15 protein-coding genes, 2 tRNA genes and 1 pseudogene are annotated in these 16,589 nt (G+C 44.2%); 5 read left to right on the top strand and 13 right to left on the bottom strand.

The window, feature by feature from the left end; all coding sequences use genetic code 11:
• Positions 1–84 precede the first annotated feature (84 nt).
• From DSM107010_RS28660 to murA, 6 genes are all read right to left on the bottom strand, one after another.
• Entirely contained in the window at positions 85–801 is a 717-nt protein-coding gene (locus DSM107010_RS28660; RefSeq protein ID WP_241994383.1) for a YdcF family protein, read from the bottom strand.
• Positions 782–922 (bottom strand): hypothetical protein, encoded by a 141-nt coding sequence (locus DSM107010_RS41575; RefSeq protein ID WP_241994382.1) that lies wholly within the window; start codon positions 920–922, stop codon positions 782–784. Before DSM107010_RS41575 ends, DSM107010_RS28660 begins: the two co-directional genes overlap by 20 nt.
• Before the next feature lie 21 nt (positions 923–943).
• Positions 944–2,476 (bottom strand): bifunctional aminoglycoside phosphotransferase/ATP-binding protein, encoded by a 1,533-nt coding sequence (locus DSM107010_RS28655; RefSeq protein WP_106169295.1) that lies wholly within the window; start codon positions 2,474–2,476, stop codon positions 944–946.
• 126 nt (positions 2,477–2,602) lie between these two features.
• Positions 2,603–3,241 carry a 50S ribosomal protein L25/general stress protein Ctc gene (locus DSM107010_RS28650; protein ID WP_015156849.1) on the bottom strand — a complete coding sequence of 213 codons (639 nt, stop codon included), beginning with the start codon at positions 3,239–3,241 and terminating at the stop codon, positions 2,603–2,605.
• A gap of 79 nt (positions 3,242–3,320) precedes the next feature.
• A complete protein-coding gene (locus DSM107010_RS28645; protein ID WP_015156850.1) occupies positions 3,321–4,658 on the bottom strand; it encodes an adenylosuccinate synthase in 1,338 nt (445 codons plus the stop codon).
• A 130-nt stretch (positions 4,659–4,788) separates the two neighbouring features.
• Entirely contained in the window at positions 4,789–6,168 is a 1,380-nt protein-coding gene (gene murA / locus DSM107010_RS28640; protein ID WP_181246415.1) for a UDP-N-acetylglucosamine 1-carboxyvinyltransferase, read from the bottom strand.
• Between the two features lie 350 nt (positions 6,169–6,518).
• On the opposite strand from murA, the gene DSM107010_RS28635 reads away from it, so the two are divergent.
• Together DSM107010_RS28635 and DSM107010_RS28630 are read left to right on the top strand one after the other, a co-directional pair.
• Positions 6,519–6,600, top strand: a tRNA-Leu gene (locus DSM107010_RS28635).
• A gap of 130 nt (positions 6,601–6,730) precedes the next feature.
• A complete protein-coding gene (locus tag DSM107010_RS28630; RefSeq protein ID WP_106168368.1) occupies positions 6,731–7,525 on the top strand; it encodes a TrmH family RNA methyltransferase in 795 nt (264 codons plus the stop codon).
• Here the strand turns inward: DSM107010_RS28630 and DSM107010_RS28625 are convergent.
• A complete protein-coding gene (locus DSM107010_RS28625) occupies positions 7,518–8,717 on the bottom strand; it encodes a DUF7453 family protein (RefSeq protein ID WP_106168367.1) in 1,200 nt (399 codons plus the stop codon). The two genes, DSM107010_RS28630 and DSM107010_RS28625, sit on opposite strands and share 8 nt — an antisense overlap.
• Positions 8,718–8,951: 234 nt before the next feature.
• Here DSM107010_RS28625 and rpmI point away from each other — a divergent pair, with 234 nt between their 5' ends.
• From rpmI to DSM107010_RS28610, 3 genes are read left to right on the top strand one after another with little or no spacing between them, the layout of a single operon-like run.
• Positions 8,952–9,149, top strand: coding sequence for a 50S ribosomal protein L35 (gene rpmI / locus DSM107010_RS28620; RefSeq protein WP_015156854.1), 198 nt, complete (start codon positions 8,952–8,954; stop codon positions 9,147–9,149).
• A gap of 20 nt (positions 9,150–9,169) precedes the next feature.
• Entirely contained in the window at positions 9,170–9,523 is a 354-nt protein-coding gene (gene rplT / locus DSM107010_RS28615; RefSeq protein ID WP_015156855.1) for a 50S ribosomal protein L20, read from the top strand.
• Positions 9,524–9,569: 46 nt separating this feature from the next.
• Positions 9,570–10,367 (top strand): transporter substrate-binding domain-containing protein, encoded by a 798-nt coding sequence (locus DSM107010_RS28610; RefSeq protein ID WP_241994380.1) that lies wholly within the window; start codon positions 9,570–9,572, stop codon positions 10,365–10,367.
• Positions 10,368–10,454: 87 nt separating this feature from the next.
• On the opposite strand, the gene DSM107010_RS28605 is transcribed toward DSM107010_RS28610, so the two are convergent.
• The 6 genes and pseudogenes from DSM107010_RS28605 to glyQ form a co-directional block, all read right to left on the bottom strand.
• Positions 10,455–11,558: a TRAP transporter substrate-binding protein gene (locus DSM107010_RS28605; protein ID WP_015156857.1), complete on the bottom strand. Its 1,104-nt coding sequence runs from the start codon at positions 11,556–11,558 to the stop codon at positions 10,455–10,457.
• A gap of 136 nt (positions 11,559–11,694) precedes the next feature.
• Positions 11,695–11,781 (bottom strand) — tRNA-Ser (locus tag DSM107010_RS28600).
• A 41-nt stretch (positions 11,782–11,822) separates the two neighbouring features.
• Positions 11,823–14,108: a ComEC/Rec2 family competence protein gene (locus DSM107010_RS28595; protein WP_127024515.1), complete on the bottom strand. Its 2,286-nt coding sequence runs from the start codon at positions 14,106–14,108 to the stop codon at positions 11,823–11,825.
• A 17-nt stretch (positions 14,109–14,125) separates the two neighbouring features.
• A pseudogene (locus DSM107010_RS43185) lies at positions 14,126–14,897 on the bottom strand (NYN domain-containing protein).
• 72 nt (positions 14,898–14,969) lie between these two features.
• A complete protein-coding gene (locus DSM107010_RS28585) occupies positions 14,970–15,449 on the bottom strand; it encodes a DUF4079 domain-containing protein (protein WP_106171469.1) in 480 nt (159 codons plus the stop codon).
• 7 nt (positions 15,450–15,456) lie between these two features.
• Positions 15,457–16,335 (bottom strand): glycine--tRNA ligase subunit alpha, encoded by an 879-nt coding sequence (gene glyQ, locus DSM107010_RS28580; protein WP_015156860.1) that lies wholly within the window; start codon positions 16,333–16,335, stop codon positions 15,457–15,459.
• Between the last annotated feature and the right edge of the window lie 254 nt (positions 16,336–16,589).

The raw sequence follows: 16,589 nt of genomic DNA, 5'->3' as shown, positions 1-16,589 counted from the left end.
TAGAGTGAAAGTCGATCCATCCCAAAGGCTTTGTCAATGGTGTGAATGGTGAAATGGTTATGAGTCAGTCGGACTTATCGCCGATTACAACCAGCCGCGCAACCAATAAATGACAATTCCGATGTATTCTTTGAGAGTTTGAGTGAATAAAAATAAACTGCTGGCATCTGGTAACAAACTCAGTAATTTAGCTTCGGGCGAACTCGCTAGCTCTTGAAACTCTTGAGTAGACACTTGAAAATCAGTGGGAGCGGGAATAGCAGCTATTCCTAAACGTTTGAATATTGACAGCGATCGCGGCATATGCATTGCTGAAGTGACCAATAAAATCTGGCGAATACCTCGCTGTGTCAGAATTTGACGCACGTTAACTGCATTTTCGTAAGTATTGCGAGAGTTGGGTTCCTGAACTATTGCCGATTCTGGCACGCCCATGTTCTTCAGTAACGCTGCCATATCTGTTGCTTCAGCAGAATCATTCCCGTACCACTCAATTCGTCCACCACTGAGAATTATTACAGGTGCTTTACTCTGTTGATAGAGATAAGCAGCATAGAGGAGGCGATCGCCGCCTTCAGTCACTTCTACAGTCGGGCGTGGTGGTGTTGACGTTCTGGTGACACCACCCAAAACCACGATCGCATCGGCAGTTGGTACAGTATTGAGTGGCAAATGCTGCCACTCTAGCGATCGCGCGAAAGAACGAGCAGCCCAGCTATTACCCCCTACCAATAAAATTATCAGAGCAAGAGCAATTGCGATCGCCGCCCCGCGCGTTTTTTTACCCCACAACAACAGCACTAACCCCACCACCAAAAGCACGCAGGCTATTCCCAACGGGTAGAGAAATAGTGGTAGCAATTTCGACAGGAAGAGGAACATTTGGGTGGTAATTGGTAATTGGTAATTGGTAGTTGGTCATTCTTAACTTACGACTTGGGACTTACGACTTCAATTGAGTTTCTACAGGCTGTGTCGTGTCAATTGTGGTGACGTAGGGCTTTTCGGTGTCGGCAAAAGGCTCGGCGGTGGCTTGTTGAGACTCTAGTAAGTCAACGGTAGCATCGGCAATGTCTCCGGTGCGCTGTTGCAACCGTTGGCGCAAGACTTCTACTGGTGCGGTACAGTGGAGGATTTGTAGGGGAATTTGACGGGATTCTGCTTGGGCGATCGCCTCTTGACGTAAAGCGGTGCGATCGTATTTGGCATCTAAAATGACTGTAAAACCCTCACTTGCTAGCAGCAGTCCTAAATCTAACAGCCTTTGATAGGTTTTTTGATGCCATTCAGTAGTATAAATTTCATCTCCCCCGCGTTGTTCCAGGGGAATTCCGGCTAAATGCTTGCGAACTGCATCGGAACGGACGTGAATTGCTCCCATTTGTCGCGCTAGTTGCTTCGCTACCGTACTCTTACCCGCACCCGATAGCCCAGACATGAGAATTAACTTGCCTTGACGAGGTTTGGTATATTCCCAGGCTTGGCGATAGTAGTTTGCTGCTGTTTTTGCGGACTCTTCCTTTACAGCTGCGGGTACACCTGGATCGTCCAGCAAAAATGAATTGACTTTTGCCCGCACGTATGCCTGACGGCTGAGATATAAAGGATAAACTTGCAATCCTTCCCAGTCGCCTGTTTGCTCTAAATATGTATTTAAAAAGATATTGCCTAAGTCCTTGCGCCCCCGTGCCTCAAAATCCATCACGGCAAACGCCACGTCATACATTACGTCTACAAATCGAAATGGTTCGTTAAATTCAATGCAATCAAATAATAAAATTTTGTCATGCCATAGACAAATATTTTGCATGTATAAATCGCCGTGACATTCACGAATAAAATCACCTACCATGCGTTGTTTAAACAGTGGCGCTTTCTCGGCAAAAAACTTATCTGTATACGCTTTTGTTTCGTCAAACTGGTTTTGTGTCTGTGCTTTGCCAATATATTTTTCTGATTGCTCGTAGTTCTCATCAAAAGCTTGGCGAACTTGAGCTACTTCCCCAAAGTTACGAATATAGTCGTTGATTGCAGCTTTTTTATGGTATTCTGCTACAACTCGTCCTAAGTTAGTCATTAGTTTTTCGTCAACTTTTCCCTGAGAAAACATGTTAATTAACAACATATCTTGGGGAAATTGACGCATTTTTAATACGTATTCTACAGGCTCTCCCGTACCTCCTAGTTGGTACTGCTGTTCAGTTTTAGTAATTGGTAATACTTCCAAATAAAGTTCGGCTGCACCTCTTTGATTTAAGCGTAATTCTTCTTGACAAAAGTGCTTTCTTGCTTCCAGCGTTGAATAGTTTAAAAAACCAAAGTTCATCGGCTTTTTCACTTTATAAGCATACTCTCCAGTTAATAACACGTAAGAAATATGCGTCTGAATCAGTTGAATTGGTTCTTGCACTGGATGAGGGTAAAACCCAGGCTGCATCATTTGTTGAATCGAAGCGGGAATTGAAGCTGCTGTCATTTCTTTCCTCTGTGTTTTCTAATATTCCCCTCGATCTTGCGGGGGGTTAGGGGGATCTCTTCTGCAAATAAAAAACCAGGAGTTTCCCCCTGGTATTATCGGCAATTCTACTCAAGTTGTCAGCTATTATTCTGCTTCTGCATCAGATTCTGATGCTGATTCCGTTCCTGCCTCTGCTTCCAACTCTTCTACCGCAGCTGCGGTTGTCTTCTGCGGTGATAAAACAGTCACAACTGCTTGTTCTGTGTCACCTAAAACTGTTACCCCTGACGGTAAAACTAGTTCGCGAACGTACAAGCTATCACCTACGTGTAGGTTAGAGATATTAATCTCAATCGCCTCTGGAATACTATCGGGATTGCAACGAATCTGCAAGCTTGTTGCCAGTGTATCGACAATTCCGCTTTCTTGCTTTACGCCTACTGCATCGCCAACAAAATGTAGAGGTACTTCTACATCCACAGAATCTTGCGCTGCAACGGCAAAGAAGCTGATGTGGTAGATATTTCCCTTATAGGGATGAGATTGTACTTCCCGTACCAGAGTTTTACCACGCCAAGGAAGATCGGTGATGTTTAGATCGATGATGGTGTTGTTGACAGAAGCCTTTTTCAGCATTGTTTCTGCTGTTTTAGCATTCATGACTAGAGAAATTGCTTCTGTACCTTTATGTCCGTAAAGGTTTGCTGGAATCATGCCACCGCGACGTAAAGCATTAGGTTGACTTCCCTCTGGGCGTTTTTGACACTCAACTGTAAGTTCCATCTTTGTTGTTAATTGTTAGTTGTTGGTTGCTAATGTAGGGGCGTACATCTGTACGTCCCTACAACTGACGATTCGTTACTTAGCTAGCTGAGACGGGCGTGCCGTCAGCGTGCAATAAAGCACGTTTAGGTCCGTGGATTGGGTCTTCCACGATGATAGTTTGGTCGCGGCTAGCGCCGAGAGAGACGATCGCGATCGGTACTTCCATTAACTCTGCCAGAAATTTCAGGTAATCGAGCGCTTGTCTGGGTAGATCGTCTAACGTGCGACAATCAGCTGTCGATCGCTGCCATCCTGGTAAAGTTTTATAAATCGGGCGGACTTTGGCAAATTGGCGGGCGTTGCGAGGGAAGTGTTCGTAGCGATCGCCATCTATTTCGTAGGCGACACAAACTTTGATTTCTTCGAGCGTGTCGAGGACATCTAACTTCGTAATTGCCAAGCAGTCTATGCCGTTCACTCGCACGGCATAGCGACCGATGGTGGCATCAAACCAACCGCAGCGCCGTTGCCTTCCGGTAGTCGTACCAAATTCTGCCCCGCGATCGCACAATAGTTCCCCTAGTTGTCCGTCTAATTCTGTGGGGAATGGACCTTCTCCTACCCGCGTCGTGTAAGCCTTTGCTACGCCAATCACGCGGTCGATTGCCGTGGGACCTACCCCTGTCCCAACGCAAGCCCCTCCCGCGACGGGGTTAGAGGAGGTGACGTAGGGATAAGTGCCGTGGTCGAGATCCAGCAGCGTACCTTGAGCGCCTTCAAATAATATATTTCGCCGCCGTTGAATCGCGTCGTAAATTTTCAGCGAGGTATCGACTACGTGGGAGCGCAAGCGTTCTGCGTAACCCAAATATTCGTCAATGACGGCTTCTGGATCTAAAGGTGGTAGATTGTAAAGCTTTTCGAGAATGACATTTTTATATTCGATCGCCCACTGTAACTGTTCTCGCAGTCCTACCGAATCCATTAAATCGAGAACTCGAATTCCCGTCCGTTCTGATTTATCGGCATAGGTGGGTCCAATTCCTCGCCCTGTCGTGCCAATTTTATAATTACCCCGTCTCTCTTCTGCCGCGCGATCGATCAGCCGATGATAAGGCATGGTGACATGAGCGGTTTCAGAGATAAACAAGTTATCTGTAGAAATATCTAAACTTTCTAGCCGATCGAGTTCCTCAATCAAAACTTTTGGGTCGATGACCGTACCGCAGCCAATAATGCATTCTGTTTTAGGATACAGAATTCCAGAGGGAATCAGATGCAGCTTGAAAGTCTGATCTTGGACGACAATCGTGTGTCCGGCGTTGACTCCCCCTTGGTAACGAACCACAATGTCAGCGGAGCGACTGAGTAAATCCGTGACCTTTCCTTTTCCTTCATCGCCCCACTGGGCTCCTATAACAATGACGTTAGCCAAGGGTATTTCTGAATGTTAGAGTTGACACAATCCACAACTATAGTCGCAGATTGTATCTGGTGTCAAGATCTAAAGAAGTGACTAGTAACTGGTGGCTGGTGACTAGATTTTTCAAGCCACTAGTCACTGCTCACTGATAACTGTTCACTGTAGGATTATTAACTCCTAGTTGACGCTCGGGAGAAACGATCGCACCTGTTACTCTTTGTAACCTCGCTCCCAAGGAGAGCAGTTTGACTTCTAGTTTCTCGTAACCGCGATCGAGATGGTGCAGTCCTTGAATTGTTGTCTTACCTTTTGCTGCTAGTCCTGCTAGTACCAAAGCGGCTGAAGCGCGTAGATCGCTAGCGACGACTGGCGCACCAGATAGTAGGGGTACTCCCCGCACGACAGCAATATTGCCCTCAACGCGAATATCTGCCCCCATGCGATTGAGTTCGGCGACGTGGCGCAGGCGGTTTTCAAATACAGTTTCGGTAATGACGCTATCGCCCTCGCTCAAACTCAGCAAAGCCATGAACTGCGCTTGCATGTCTGTGGGAAAACCAGGGTAAGGCAGAGTTTTAATATCCGTTCCCCGTAATCCTTCACCAGGGACAATACGAAGGCAGTCAGGTGCATCGGCAACAATCTGCACTCCAATTTCTTGCAATTTGGCGATCGCCGGGGTGAGATGGTCGGGAATGACTGGCGCTAATGAGATCTCGGAGTTGGTGATGGCTCCCGCTACTAAAAAAGTTGCGGCTTCCACGCGATCGGGAATAATTGCATAATCTGTTGAGTGCAAGCGGGGAACGCCCGAGATCGTAATTGCTGTAGTTCCAGCTCCCCGAATGCGCGCTCCCATAGAGTTACAGAAATTAGCTAGATCGACAACTTCTGGTTCTTGAGCAGCGTTTTCAATGACTGTTTCTCCTTCAGCTAATGTCGCCGCCATCATCAAGGTTTCTGTTGCACCGACGCTGGGATAGTCTAAATAGATTTTGGCTCCTTTCAATCTCCGGCTACTGCCAGCGACGTAGGCATTGACCATACCATGCTCGATCTGGACATCTGCCCCCATTGCCTGTAAGCCCCGGACGTGCAAATCAACTGGTCTAGCTCCAATCGTACATCCACCAGGTAAGGGGACTTGAGCATATCCCTGGCGAGCTAGTAACGGACCAATGGTAAAGAAACTTGCCCGTAGTTGACTGACAATTTCGTATGGAGCTTGAGATGTGCTGAGATCGCTAGCATCAATATCTAATACATCACCGTGTTGAGAGATTTTTACTCCCAGCGATGATAGCAACTGACCCATGCGCGCCACATCCACGAGTGATGGTACGTTACGGATACGACAGTCTTGAGGACAGAGCAAAGCACCAGCGATGATAACAAGGGCAGAATTCTTTGCTCCGCTGATTTTGACCTGACCTGCCAAAGGATGCCCGCCCCAAATTTCCAGTACGGCTGGATCGACTTCTGGTGAAGGCTGCGGTCTAATTGAGTTATGGGTAGTAGTAATGGCTCTGTCCTCCGAATCTAGTTAATCCGTACCCGAGTTGGCAAAAATTTGGTTTAGATTTTACATTGAGATGGTAAAAGTTTAAACTGTGAATTTTCTTATCTCTGCTACAAATATCTGGATCTATCTCGGTATTTCTACAGTTGCTGCCCTCTAAAGTTTTTGCTTTAGTCAAAAAATTTTAGATTTGGTCATTAGTTACTTATGAGTGGCTGGTGGCTAGTGGCTAGTGGCTAGTGGTTTGACTCTTTTCTAGCCACTAGTCGCTGATAACTGACAATTGAAAAACCTTGACAAACACAGATATTTAAGTGATGATGAGAAATTGCGCCCACCGAGGGCGAAGGCAAGCGGAACTGGCGGAATTGGCAGACGCGCATGATTCAGGTTCATGTGCCGAAAGGCTTCCGGGTTCAAGTCCCGGGTTCCGCATCAATTTGGAGTTTTGGTTACTAGCAACGAGCTATTAGCTTTATATGTTTAGCCTTATATGTCCTGTGAATCTAGTTGGCAGTTAATTACTACCACGATAGTTCCGAATCGTCAATAGTAGATTTTATATATGATCGCGAGTTTGCAAAATCCTCTGGTCAAGCAGATGCGAAAGCTGCACTCTGCCAAACAGCGATCGCAACAGGGTGTTTTTCTCTTGGAAGGAACGCATTTGTTAGAGGAGGCTTATGCAGCGAAGTATCCCTTGGAATGCGTCTGTTGTACTTCCCAATGGCAGGAAAACCATCAACAGCTTTGGCAGCAGATTAGTCAATCGGGAGCGCGGATAGAAATTGTCACTCCAGAGGTTTTGCAGGCGATCGCAACTACGATCAATCCCGATGGAGTTGTAGCGACAGCAACTAGACAGCAAGGGCGAGAAGTACCCCATACAGGCATTAGTTTAGCTTTAGAGACGCTGCAAGATCCTGGGAATTTGGGAACGATAATTCGCACGGCGGCGGCGGCTGGTGCATCGGGGCTGTGGTTGAGTAGGGATAGTGTAGATTTAGACAATCCCAAGGTGTTACGAGCTTCCGCTGGGCAGTGGTTTCGATTGCCGATGGTCGTGAGTCAAGATCTGCGGCAAACTGTACTCCAGTGTCAGGCGGCGGGAATGCAAGCGATCGCGACTTTACCTACTGCGAAGATGACATATTGGGAAGTAGACTGGCAGCGTCCGAGTGTCATTCTTTTGGGAAATGAGGGAGCGGGATTATCAGCAGATCTAACGGCAATGACAGATCTACAGGTGCAAATTCCCCTCTGTGCAGGGGTAGAGTCGTTGAATGTGGGAATCGCAGCAGCGTTGCTGTTATACGAAGCACAACGACAGCGATCGCAGCAACAGGTAGAGTCTATTTAACAAAACAATTGCAGCCAGTACCAAGCGGATCGGCACGGACGATGACTTCTGTACCGTTAGCTAGTCTGGCAATAAAAGTTACCTGACCGAAATCGTTGATTCCATCTGTAGATAGAGCAACACTTTGTACCATATAACCAAATAAAGAATCACCAGTAGCAATAACTTTATGTTTGACAGGATCGGAACCAATAAAAATTCCTTCGCCACCTGTATCTAGTTGCGCAAAAAATGCAACCGTACCGCGATCGTTAATTGTAGGGGGTACAGCGGCAGAATTATAATTGTTCCCACTGCTAAAGCTGCTGTAGGCTCCGTTAGTATCGGCAACAGTAGTTATTTTAGTGCCGTTACTCTTCAAGATTGCTGCCTTAGCAGGATTAAACTCAGCCGTGTATTCGCTTGTCGGTTTGATTTCCAAAGCAACATATGCAACCGTTCCTCGGTTATTGAGCGAGGGAGAGAAAGCGCCATTCTTAGGAGCCATGACATACAAAGGATAAGTAGTACTGGATAAAGTTGTAGTTTTCGTCCCTTTGTTGGCAAAAATTTCAAAGGCTCTACCACTTTGAGATCTGTAGACGATCGTGCCGCGATCGTTAATATTGGCTGAATCTACAGTGGACAATCTAGCGTCACTTGCTTCAGCAATCAGCCTACCATCACTACTCAATACACCAATACCACGCATATTCTGAGCGACATAAGCAATAGTGCCTCGATTATTAAGTGCCAAAGATACAATGCGATCGTAGGCAGGATAGCCACTCTCAGGTGATGGCTTGTAAGCAGGAACTTGAGTTACCTTACCATTTGTACTAGTAAAAATCGTTTCCGTTGGATACTCTGTGGTGGTAGTTCCCCTTGCTGGTGTGGCAACAAAAGCAACGGTTCCAGTATCGTTAATAGCGATGGGACTACCGATACTTTCATATAAACCAACGTTTTCGGCAATCGTTGTTATTGTCTTGCCCGTACTGGTGTATGCTCCTAATGCTCCGTCCGTATTGGCACTAAAGGCAACGGTTCCAGCATTGTTGATAACAGGCAATCCAAAGCTGCTAAAAGAACTACTCGTATCAGCCATCTTTTGGTAAGCGTACTTGGAAGACTTGACCGCAATCGCTCCACTATCGATTAAGCTCAAACTCAGACCAATGGCTGCTACTGCAATACAACTTTTTGACTTCATAACTATCTAACGCTGCAAAGAATACAAAACGCATGAAATTTCATAAATGTCAGCGGTCAACCATTAACCGTCAACCGTCAACAATCTGAAAATTCAGCTATTTTGTTAAAACTTAGCTAGAGCGCGATCGTCAATACATCCTAAACGAACCCCCACAACTCCATATAAAAATTTACAGTAGAAGAAATATGAAAGATGCTATATTAATGGATTGTGTCGAATCAGAGCTAGTTCATGCCTAAACTGAAAACTCGCAAAGCAGCGGCAAAGCGGTTCCGTGCCACAGGCACTGGTAAGATCGTGCGTCGTAAAGCTTTCAAAAATCACATTTTGGAAAAGAAAACGACTGCTAGAAAGAATCGTCTCTCAAAAGCAGCACTCGTACACGAACGCGACGAGCAAAACGTTCGGATGATGCTCCCTTATTTGTAAGTTACTAAGGAATTCTATTCATGACTAGGGTAAAACGCGGTAACGTTGCCCGCAAACGCCGCAAAAAAATTCTCAAACTCGCGAAAGGATTTCGCGGTTCTCACTCGACTCTGTTCCGCACGGCAAATCAGCAAGTGATGAAAGCATTGCGGAGTGCCTACCGCGATCGCCGCAAGCGCAAGCGCGATTTTCGTCGCCTGTGGATCGTGCGGATTAATGCAGCGGCAAGACAGCACGGGATGAGCTACAGTCAATTGATGGGGAATCTCAAGAAAGCTGAGATTCAAATTAACCGCAAAATGTTGGCACAATTGGCAGTTCTCGATCCGGCTAGCTTTGCTAAAGTTGCAGAACTCGCAAATCAAGCAAAATAAAGGATAAAGGATGAAGGATGAAGGCAGAATGAAGGTAAGTAGAAGCATGACGAACTGTTTGCACTTCTTTCTTTTACTCTTCCCTTTAACCTTTACCCTTTACCCTTTCACATTTAAAAGCAACGCCGCCGAATTTAAAGAGATTCAACAGCGGGGTTATCTTTTAGTAGCTGTAAAAGACAATTTACCTCCTCTAGGCTTTCGCGATCGCCAAGGAAAGCTGCGGGGATTAGAAATTGAACTCGCCCAAAAATTAGCAGCAGATTTACTGGGAAACCCAGCAGCAGTAAAATTTATTCCAGTTGCAAACCGCGATCGCCTCAATGCGGTAATAGAAGATAAAGTCGATTTAGCGCTCGCCCAAGTCACAGCTACAGATTCGCGATCGCGTTTGGTTAGTTTCAGTCCGCCTTACTACATGGATGGTGCGGCAATAATTGCTAAAAAAGCAACAGCAGAAAGTCTCAACGATGTTGCCAAGAAAACAGTTGCTGTCCTTAAAGGTTCTTCCACAATTCCAACAATAAAATATTTGTTACCGCAAGTACAGTTATTAGGCGTTGATTCCTATCAACAGGCGCACGCATTGCTAGAGTCTGGCATAGCAGCCGCCTTTACAGCCGATGCCAGCGTGTTGAGCGGTTGGGTGCGAGAATATCCCCAGTATGAGATTCTACCGACATTATTGTCAGCCGAACCGTTAGCTGTAGTCATGCCAAAAGGATTGCAATACAACAGCTTGCGACAACAAGTCAACGCTGCGATCGCCCGTTATACTACTGCGGGCTGGCTGCGACAACGGGCAGAATTTTGGGGCTTACCTGTAGATAAATTACGCAAATAAGAAAGATTGGAAGACTTCTTTCAGCCCCCTTAAAAAGGGGATTAGGGGGATATTCTTTGCCGTAAACAAAAAGTAAAACACTATAAATCAAACAGAAGGAAATGTAAAACTCGTAAAACTTAACTCATTGATCTCATTCCATCTATAAACTTGGGCGCGGAACGCATTCCATTGCTGGTAAATCTGTTTAAAAGTCGCATCTTTAGCAGCATTTTCAGATAACAAATCGGTAGTTGCCTTTTGTGCTGCTTGCATAATTTCTTTAGTATAAGGAGTTAGCCTTGTTCCGCCCTTCACGAGCCGTTCTAATGCTGCCCCATTTAAAGCATTGTATTGAGCCAAATTATCCATATTGGCATCTGTAGCAGCACTCTTGAGAATTTCTTGATATTCCTTTGGCAGCTTATCCCAAGCAGCTCGATTGACCAATACTTCCCAAGTTGGTCCTGGTTCCCACCAACCCGGGTAGTAATAAAACTTTGCTGCTTTATTGAGACCTAATTTTTCATCATCGTAAGGACCAACCCATTCTGCTGCATCGATCGCACCTCGGTCTAGTGCTAGATAAATCTCTCCGCCAGGTAGCACCTGCACGTTCACGCCCAAGCGCGACATCACCTGACCTCCCAAGCCAGGAATTCTCATCTTTAAACCGTTCAAGTCGGCAACTGATTTAATTTCTCGCTTGAACCAGCCACCCATTTGCGCCCCAGAGTTACCAGCCGGAAAATTAATCACGTTGAAATCAGCATAAAGCTTTTGCATTGCTTCCAAACCACCACCGTGATACAGCCAAGCATTTTGCTGCTGGGCAGTTAATCCAAATGGTACGGATGTGGCAAAGGCAAGGGCAGCATTTTTACCAATATAGTAGTAACTAGCGGTGTGACCGCATTCAACCGTTCCTGCTTGGACTGCATCTAGAACTTGCAATCCCGGGACTAATTCCCCCGCGACAAATGGCGTGATGATAAACCGCCCATTTGACATTTCCTGCACCCGCTTGCTGAAGGTTTCCGCACCACCGAAAATCCCCAAAGCTTTAGGCCAACTTGTAGCCATGCGCCATCGTACTTTCGGTAAAGCACCTGCTTGCTGGGCGTTATTGGTTTGCACGCGGACGCAAGCACCTAAAGCTGTGGTGGTAGCAGCAGCCGTAGTCGTTTTGGCAATAAATCGTCGCCGTTTCATTGTTGCTCTAAAAATTGAGAATCGGTCATCATACTACTGGTTATGTCACCAACAGCACATTTGACTTAAAAGCATGACGATCGTACCACGGCAGCTCGTTATCTCTGTTGCGCGATCGCGTTTATTAATTTAGGAACGGAGAGGAGAGGATTCGAACCTCCGTTGGGTTTGACCCCAAAACTGATTTCGAGTCAGCCGCATTCAACCACTCTGCCACCTCTCCACAGGAGATAGTCTTGCTTTATTTTAGACAAGAATACTATTTTACAGTGCAGATGCCTTGTCTTCAACTGTTTCTACTGCAATTTCAAACTTATCTTTGGGTGTCCATTGCACTGCACCGTCTCTGCCCGTCAAGAACACCTTAGTTTTGCCTTGTTGCAATTCAGCGATCGTTTTCGGATCGAGTTTAGCACTAGAGGCGATCGCCACTTCCGGCTTCACTGCTGCAATCAAGCTAGAATCTAGTTTCTCTCCCGACCATACCAATACCTGAGCATGTGGTAATTTTGTATCAGTCTTCTCTATCTCTCTTTCCCCTAAAATTAACCAGATCCGATCTTGGATCTGTATCTGTAGAATCTGTTGTTGGGCATCGAGTAGCTTTATAAATGTCGAACCTGTAGATATTTCTCGCTCTGGAAGCAACTGCTGGCAGTTTGGATCTGTTAGTTTGGCAGTAATCTTTATGCTGCGATCGCGATTAGGGCAATTATAAAAATTTTTGACTGATAAATTTTGCAAAAGTAACGACCAACCATTTATGTTGTTCATCGAATTAGGCTCTGCTGCTACTGCCCAATCGAGCTGATTAATCCCTTGTTGTTGTAAAAAAGGTAAAACTGTAAACCTAGAAGTGGTTTCATCTCCACTATTTAATAATAAGACTTTACTCCGGTCTTGTATAACTAGAACAGGTTCTTTTCCTGCCGCTAAAACAGTAACTCGGAATAAGCTAGCTTGAGTTTGCCAAGCTGGAATAAATATTAAGCTAATCGTGACTAGCCCTACAATCCACCATTTTTTCTGCCACCATTTTAGACTGCAAGTTAAGATAAATAACCCATATATTATTACGAGCTGTAATGAGGATATTATTCCTACAGCGGTTGCTGCTCCTGGCAGTCTAGCAAAAAAATTGACGAGTTCCATGAGGTAATAAGTTGGATAATATAATAACCAAGCTAAAGCACTCCCCATAGCTGGATGTATTAACGCTGCGAGCGCACTGATAAAAGCCCCTAAGCTAATAATGGAAATTGGTATTGTTGTTATTATGTTAACTAAAATACTATAAGGTGAGATTAAGCCAAAATTGTATATTTGTAGCGGAATTGTCCAGATATAAGCTGAAATTGGCACTGCGATTAAAGTGGCGATCGTAGGCGGCAACCAATCTAGCTTGTTCGTCAAAGCGGGTACTGTTACTATTAATCCTAAAGTTGCTAGAAAACTAAATTCAAAACCTAAATCCCAAATCCAAATAGGATTGATGAATAATAACAGAGTAGCAGCTAATAAAATTAATCCTAAAGGTTGAACTTTTCGTTCTAATGCTAGAGCAGTTAAAGCACCAATTCCCATAATAACTGCTCTTAAAACTGATGGTTGTAAACCTGTAAGACCGAGAAAAATTAGGAGTGCCAATACTCCAATAATAAATTGAATTCGATTAGAAAAACGCTGAGCGATCGCTAATACTACTCCAAGAATTAGAGATACTTGAAAACCGGATGCAGCTAAAGCATGAGCTAAGCCAACTCGAATAAATGAGTCGCTGACAGAAGATGGTAAGTCAACTACGCGGTTTCCTAAAACCATCGCACTTACCAAAACACCCTCCGGTACGCCTAACCATTGCACTTGAGAGCGAAGAATTTTTTGTCTGACTGTCCACCATCCCCAATTCTTAGTTTTATTATTGATTTCAGAATCAATTAAACTAACCTCTTTTCCCTTTAAACCAGCAAAACTTCCCTCTCTAGCTAAATAAGCCTGAAAATTAAATCCTCCTGGGTTATTTGGCGATTTAGGTTTATATAAAATTCCTGTTGTAGTAATTCTTGTTCCTTCATGCAATCCAGTTGCTTGTAATAAAGGTACAGTTGTATATAATTTTCCCGATATCTCTTTACTAATATCGTTGCCAATATTTAAATGAAACGCTTCTAGCCAAAATTGCGATCGTTGATTTCTTGTTAAGCGTGGCGTACTAGTAATTGTTCCTTGAACAGTTACAACTTGTACTGAATCTTTAAGAGTAGCAGTTATAAATTTACTAACATCATTCTCACTAGGATGCGGTGTTCTAATTTGAAAATATATAGTTGCACCAAACCCTACTAATCCAGCTAACAACCATATTTGCGGCTCGATCTGCCAAAAACTATTCGGAAGTTTATTTCTATAACTACTTCTTCTGCCAAAGCTAGCTAGTACTGCTATTACAATTAATATAACCAGCAATCCACAGCTTCCCCATGTGATTGCTGTAGATAATAAACCTAAAATGTAAGCAAGACAGAGTAGAACGCCAGTAATCGGAGCCATCAAAAATGAATATTTGCTTAATTTTTTACTTTAATATATAAAGCTTTAACTGCCGGATTTTTTTCATGGGGTATTGCATTAATTTCAAATATATCAATTGCTCGAATCAAGTCTCCAAGCTTTTTATAACCATAATTCCTAGAATCAAAAGATGAATCTAACTTATTAAGTTGAATTCCTAGCTCTCCCAAACTTGCCCAGCCTTCCTCTTCAGTAATAGAATCATAAGCGGTTTTGACAAGATTTACTAATTTCTGATTTTGCTTAAGTTTTGCACTGTTGTGTGCTTTTCTTTCTGTTGAGGAAAGTTCCGATCTCTGCTCTTCTTTTTCTTCTAATTCTTCTAAGTTTTCTGTATAAGTGAATTTATCACAAGTTTTTTTGAAAAGGTTCAGGAGTTTTTTTCTCACCAAAGCCATATACAACCAATCCAGACTCTCGAATTCTGCAAGCTAGTTTAGTAAAATCACTATCACTTGAAACAATGCAAAAACCATCAAAATTGCTCGTGTATAGTAGATCCATTGCATCAATAATTAATGCACTATCAGTTGCATTCTTACCTGATGTGTAACTAAACTGTTGTATAGGTTGTATGACAAACTTATGCAGCTTATCTTTCCAGCTACTCAGTTGCGGTCGCGTCCAATCACCATAAATTCGTTTGACGTTAGCAGTACCATATTTTGCAATTTCTTTGAGTAGAGGCTCAACTAAGTTGGCATTAGCATTATCAGCATCAATTAATACAGCTAGCCTGGTCGTTCTAAGTGGTAAGTCTCCCTGCATAGTTCACTTTGGTAGAACTCAGATTTTCATTATCTTATGATTCCCACCAAGTGAACTTTATTCACAAAGCAATTAAATCGCCAAACCCAACCTCAATCCCAAGACAGCATGGAGAAACATCAAAAAAAGCGCTGTACTCCCCAAGTAAGCGTGAACTGTGCGTAAAGTACCTTTATCTTTACCAAAACCAAAAAACGCGAGCGCTCCATTTACTAGCAATAACAGTAGTACAATCGATCCAGTCCAAAAATGAGGACTCTTCAATATTGGTTGTTGTTGCATTACCAACGATAGCAAGCCACCAGTATAACCAGCTGCCATAAAGCCAAACATCCAAGGCGCTAGAGTACGGTGAGATATCAAATTTTCAACTGCAACGTCCTTATCTGCAACTATTCTTCCTCGCCACCCCGCAAATCCAACAAAACTACCCATCACAAACACGACAATTCCCATCATTAAGGGATGTCCCCAATGCACGATTGGTTCTGGAATGCCCAAACTACGAAACCAAGCTGCGATCGGTTCCAATAGCTCTCTCAGATTATCCATTAGTTTTCTACCCTTTTGCTTTGTGCAGCAGTGGAAACCCTAACGCTTCCCGCTGCTGAATGTACAGTTGAGCCACTTTTCTTGCCAAATGCCGAATTCTGCCAATATAACGAGTCCGCTCCGTAACAGAAATCACTCCCCTAGCATCTAGTAGGTTAAAAGTGTGAGAACACTTCAAAATGTAATCCAAGCTAGGTAAAACTAATGCTCTTTGAGTCAGTTGTTCTGCTTCCTGCTCGTACATGTTAAACAACGTCAGCAACATTTCGGGGTTCGAGGCTTCAAAGTTATACGTACACTGCTCGATTTCCCCTTGGAGATGAACGTCTCCGTATGTGATGTTGTCAGTCCATTTCAGTTTTGTAAATGCCTCTACTCCCTGGAGGTACATTGCTAGTCGTTCCAAGCCGTAGGTAATTTCAATTGAAACAGGACGACAATCAATCCCACCGCACTGTTGAAAGTAGGTAAATTGAGTAATTTCCATCCCATCCAGCCAAACTTCCCAACCAGTACCCCAAGCACCGACAGTCGCGTCTTCCCAGTTATCTTCTACAAAGCGAATATCATGATCTTCTGGGTGAATACCCAAAGCTCTTAAGGAATCGAGATATATGCCTTGAATATTCTCAGGAGAAGGTTTAATCAATACTTGATATTGATAATAGTGTTGAAAGCGATTAGGATTCTCTCCGTATCGTCCGTCTGTAGGACGGCGACAAGGTTCCACATAAGCGACTGACCAATGTTCAGGTCCCAACGCTCTTAGAAAAGTATGGGGATTTTTCGTACCTGCACCTTTCTCCGTGTCATAGGGTTGGGCAATCAAGCAACCGCGATCGCCCCAAAACTTATTTAGTACAGCAATCACTGATTGAAAGTTCACAAGTCTCGTTCCTCAGCAGCACAATGCATATGTCATTGTCGCTTAAACTATGTGAAATCAGCAGTCTGGGGCGAGCGAAAATATTTTTCTGCCAAGTAGTTGACAAAGATGGAAGAGGGTTGCTAGATTAGTAAAGCGCCACAAGAGAGGCAAGCCGATAGGCGAGCGCTGGAGAGGGCGACCGAACCTAGAAAAGAGTATAGTTTGAAAGCGCCAACAAGCACAAGAGGTTGGTGTCGAATTAAGAGAAGATA

The sequence above is a fragment of the Chroococcidiopsis cubana SAG 39.79 genome, from assembly GCF_003991895.1.
GTDB lineage: Bacteria > Cyanobacteriota > Cyanobacteriia > Cyanobacteriales > Chroococcidiopsidaceae > Chroococcidiopsis > Chroococcidiopsis thermalis.
The sequence above is the reverse complement of the archived record's forward strand: the minus strand, read 5'-3'. Positions and strand labels throughout refer to the sequence as shown.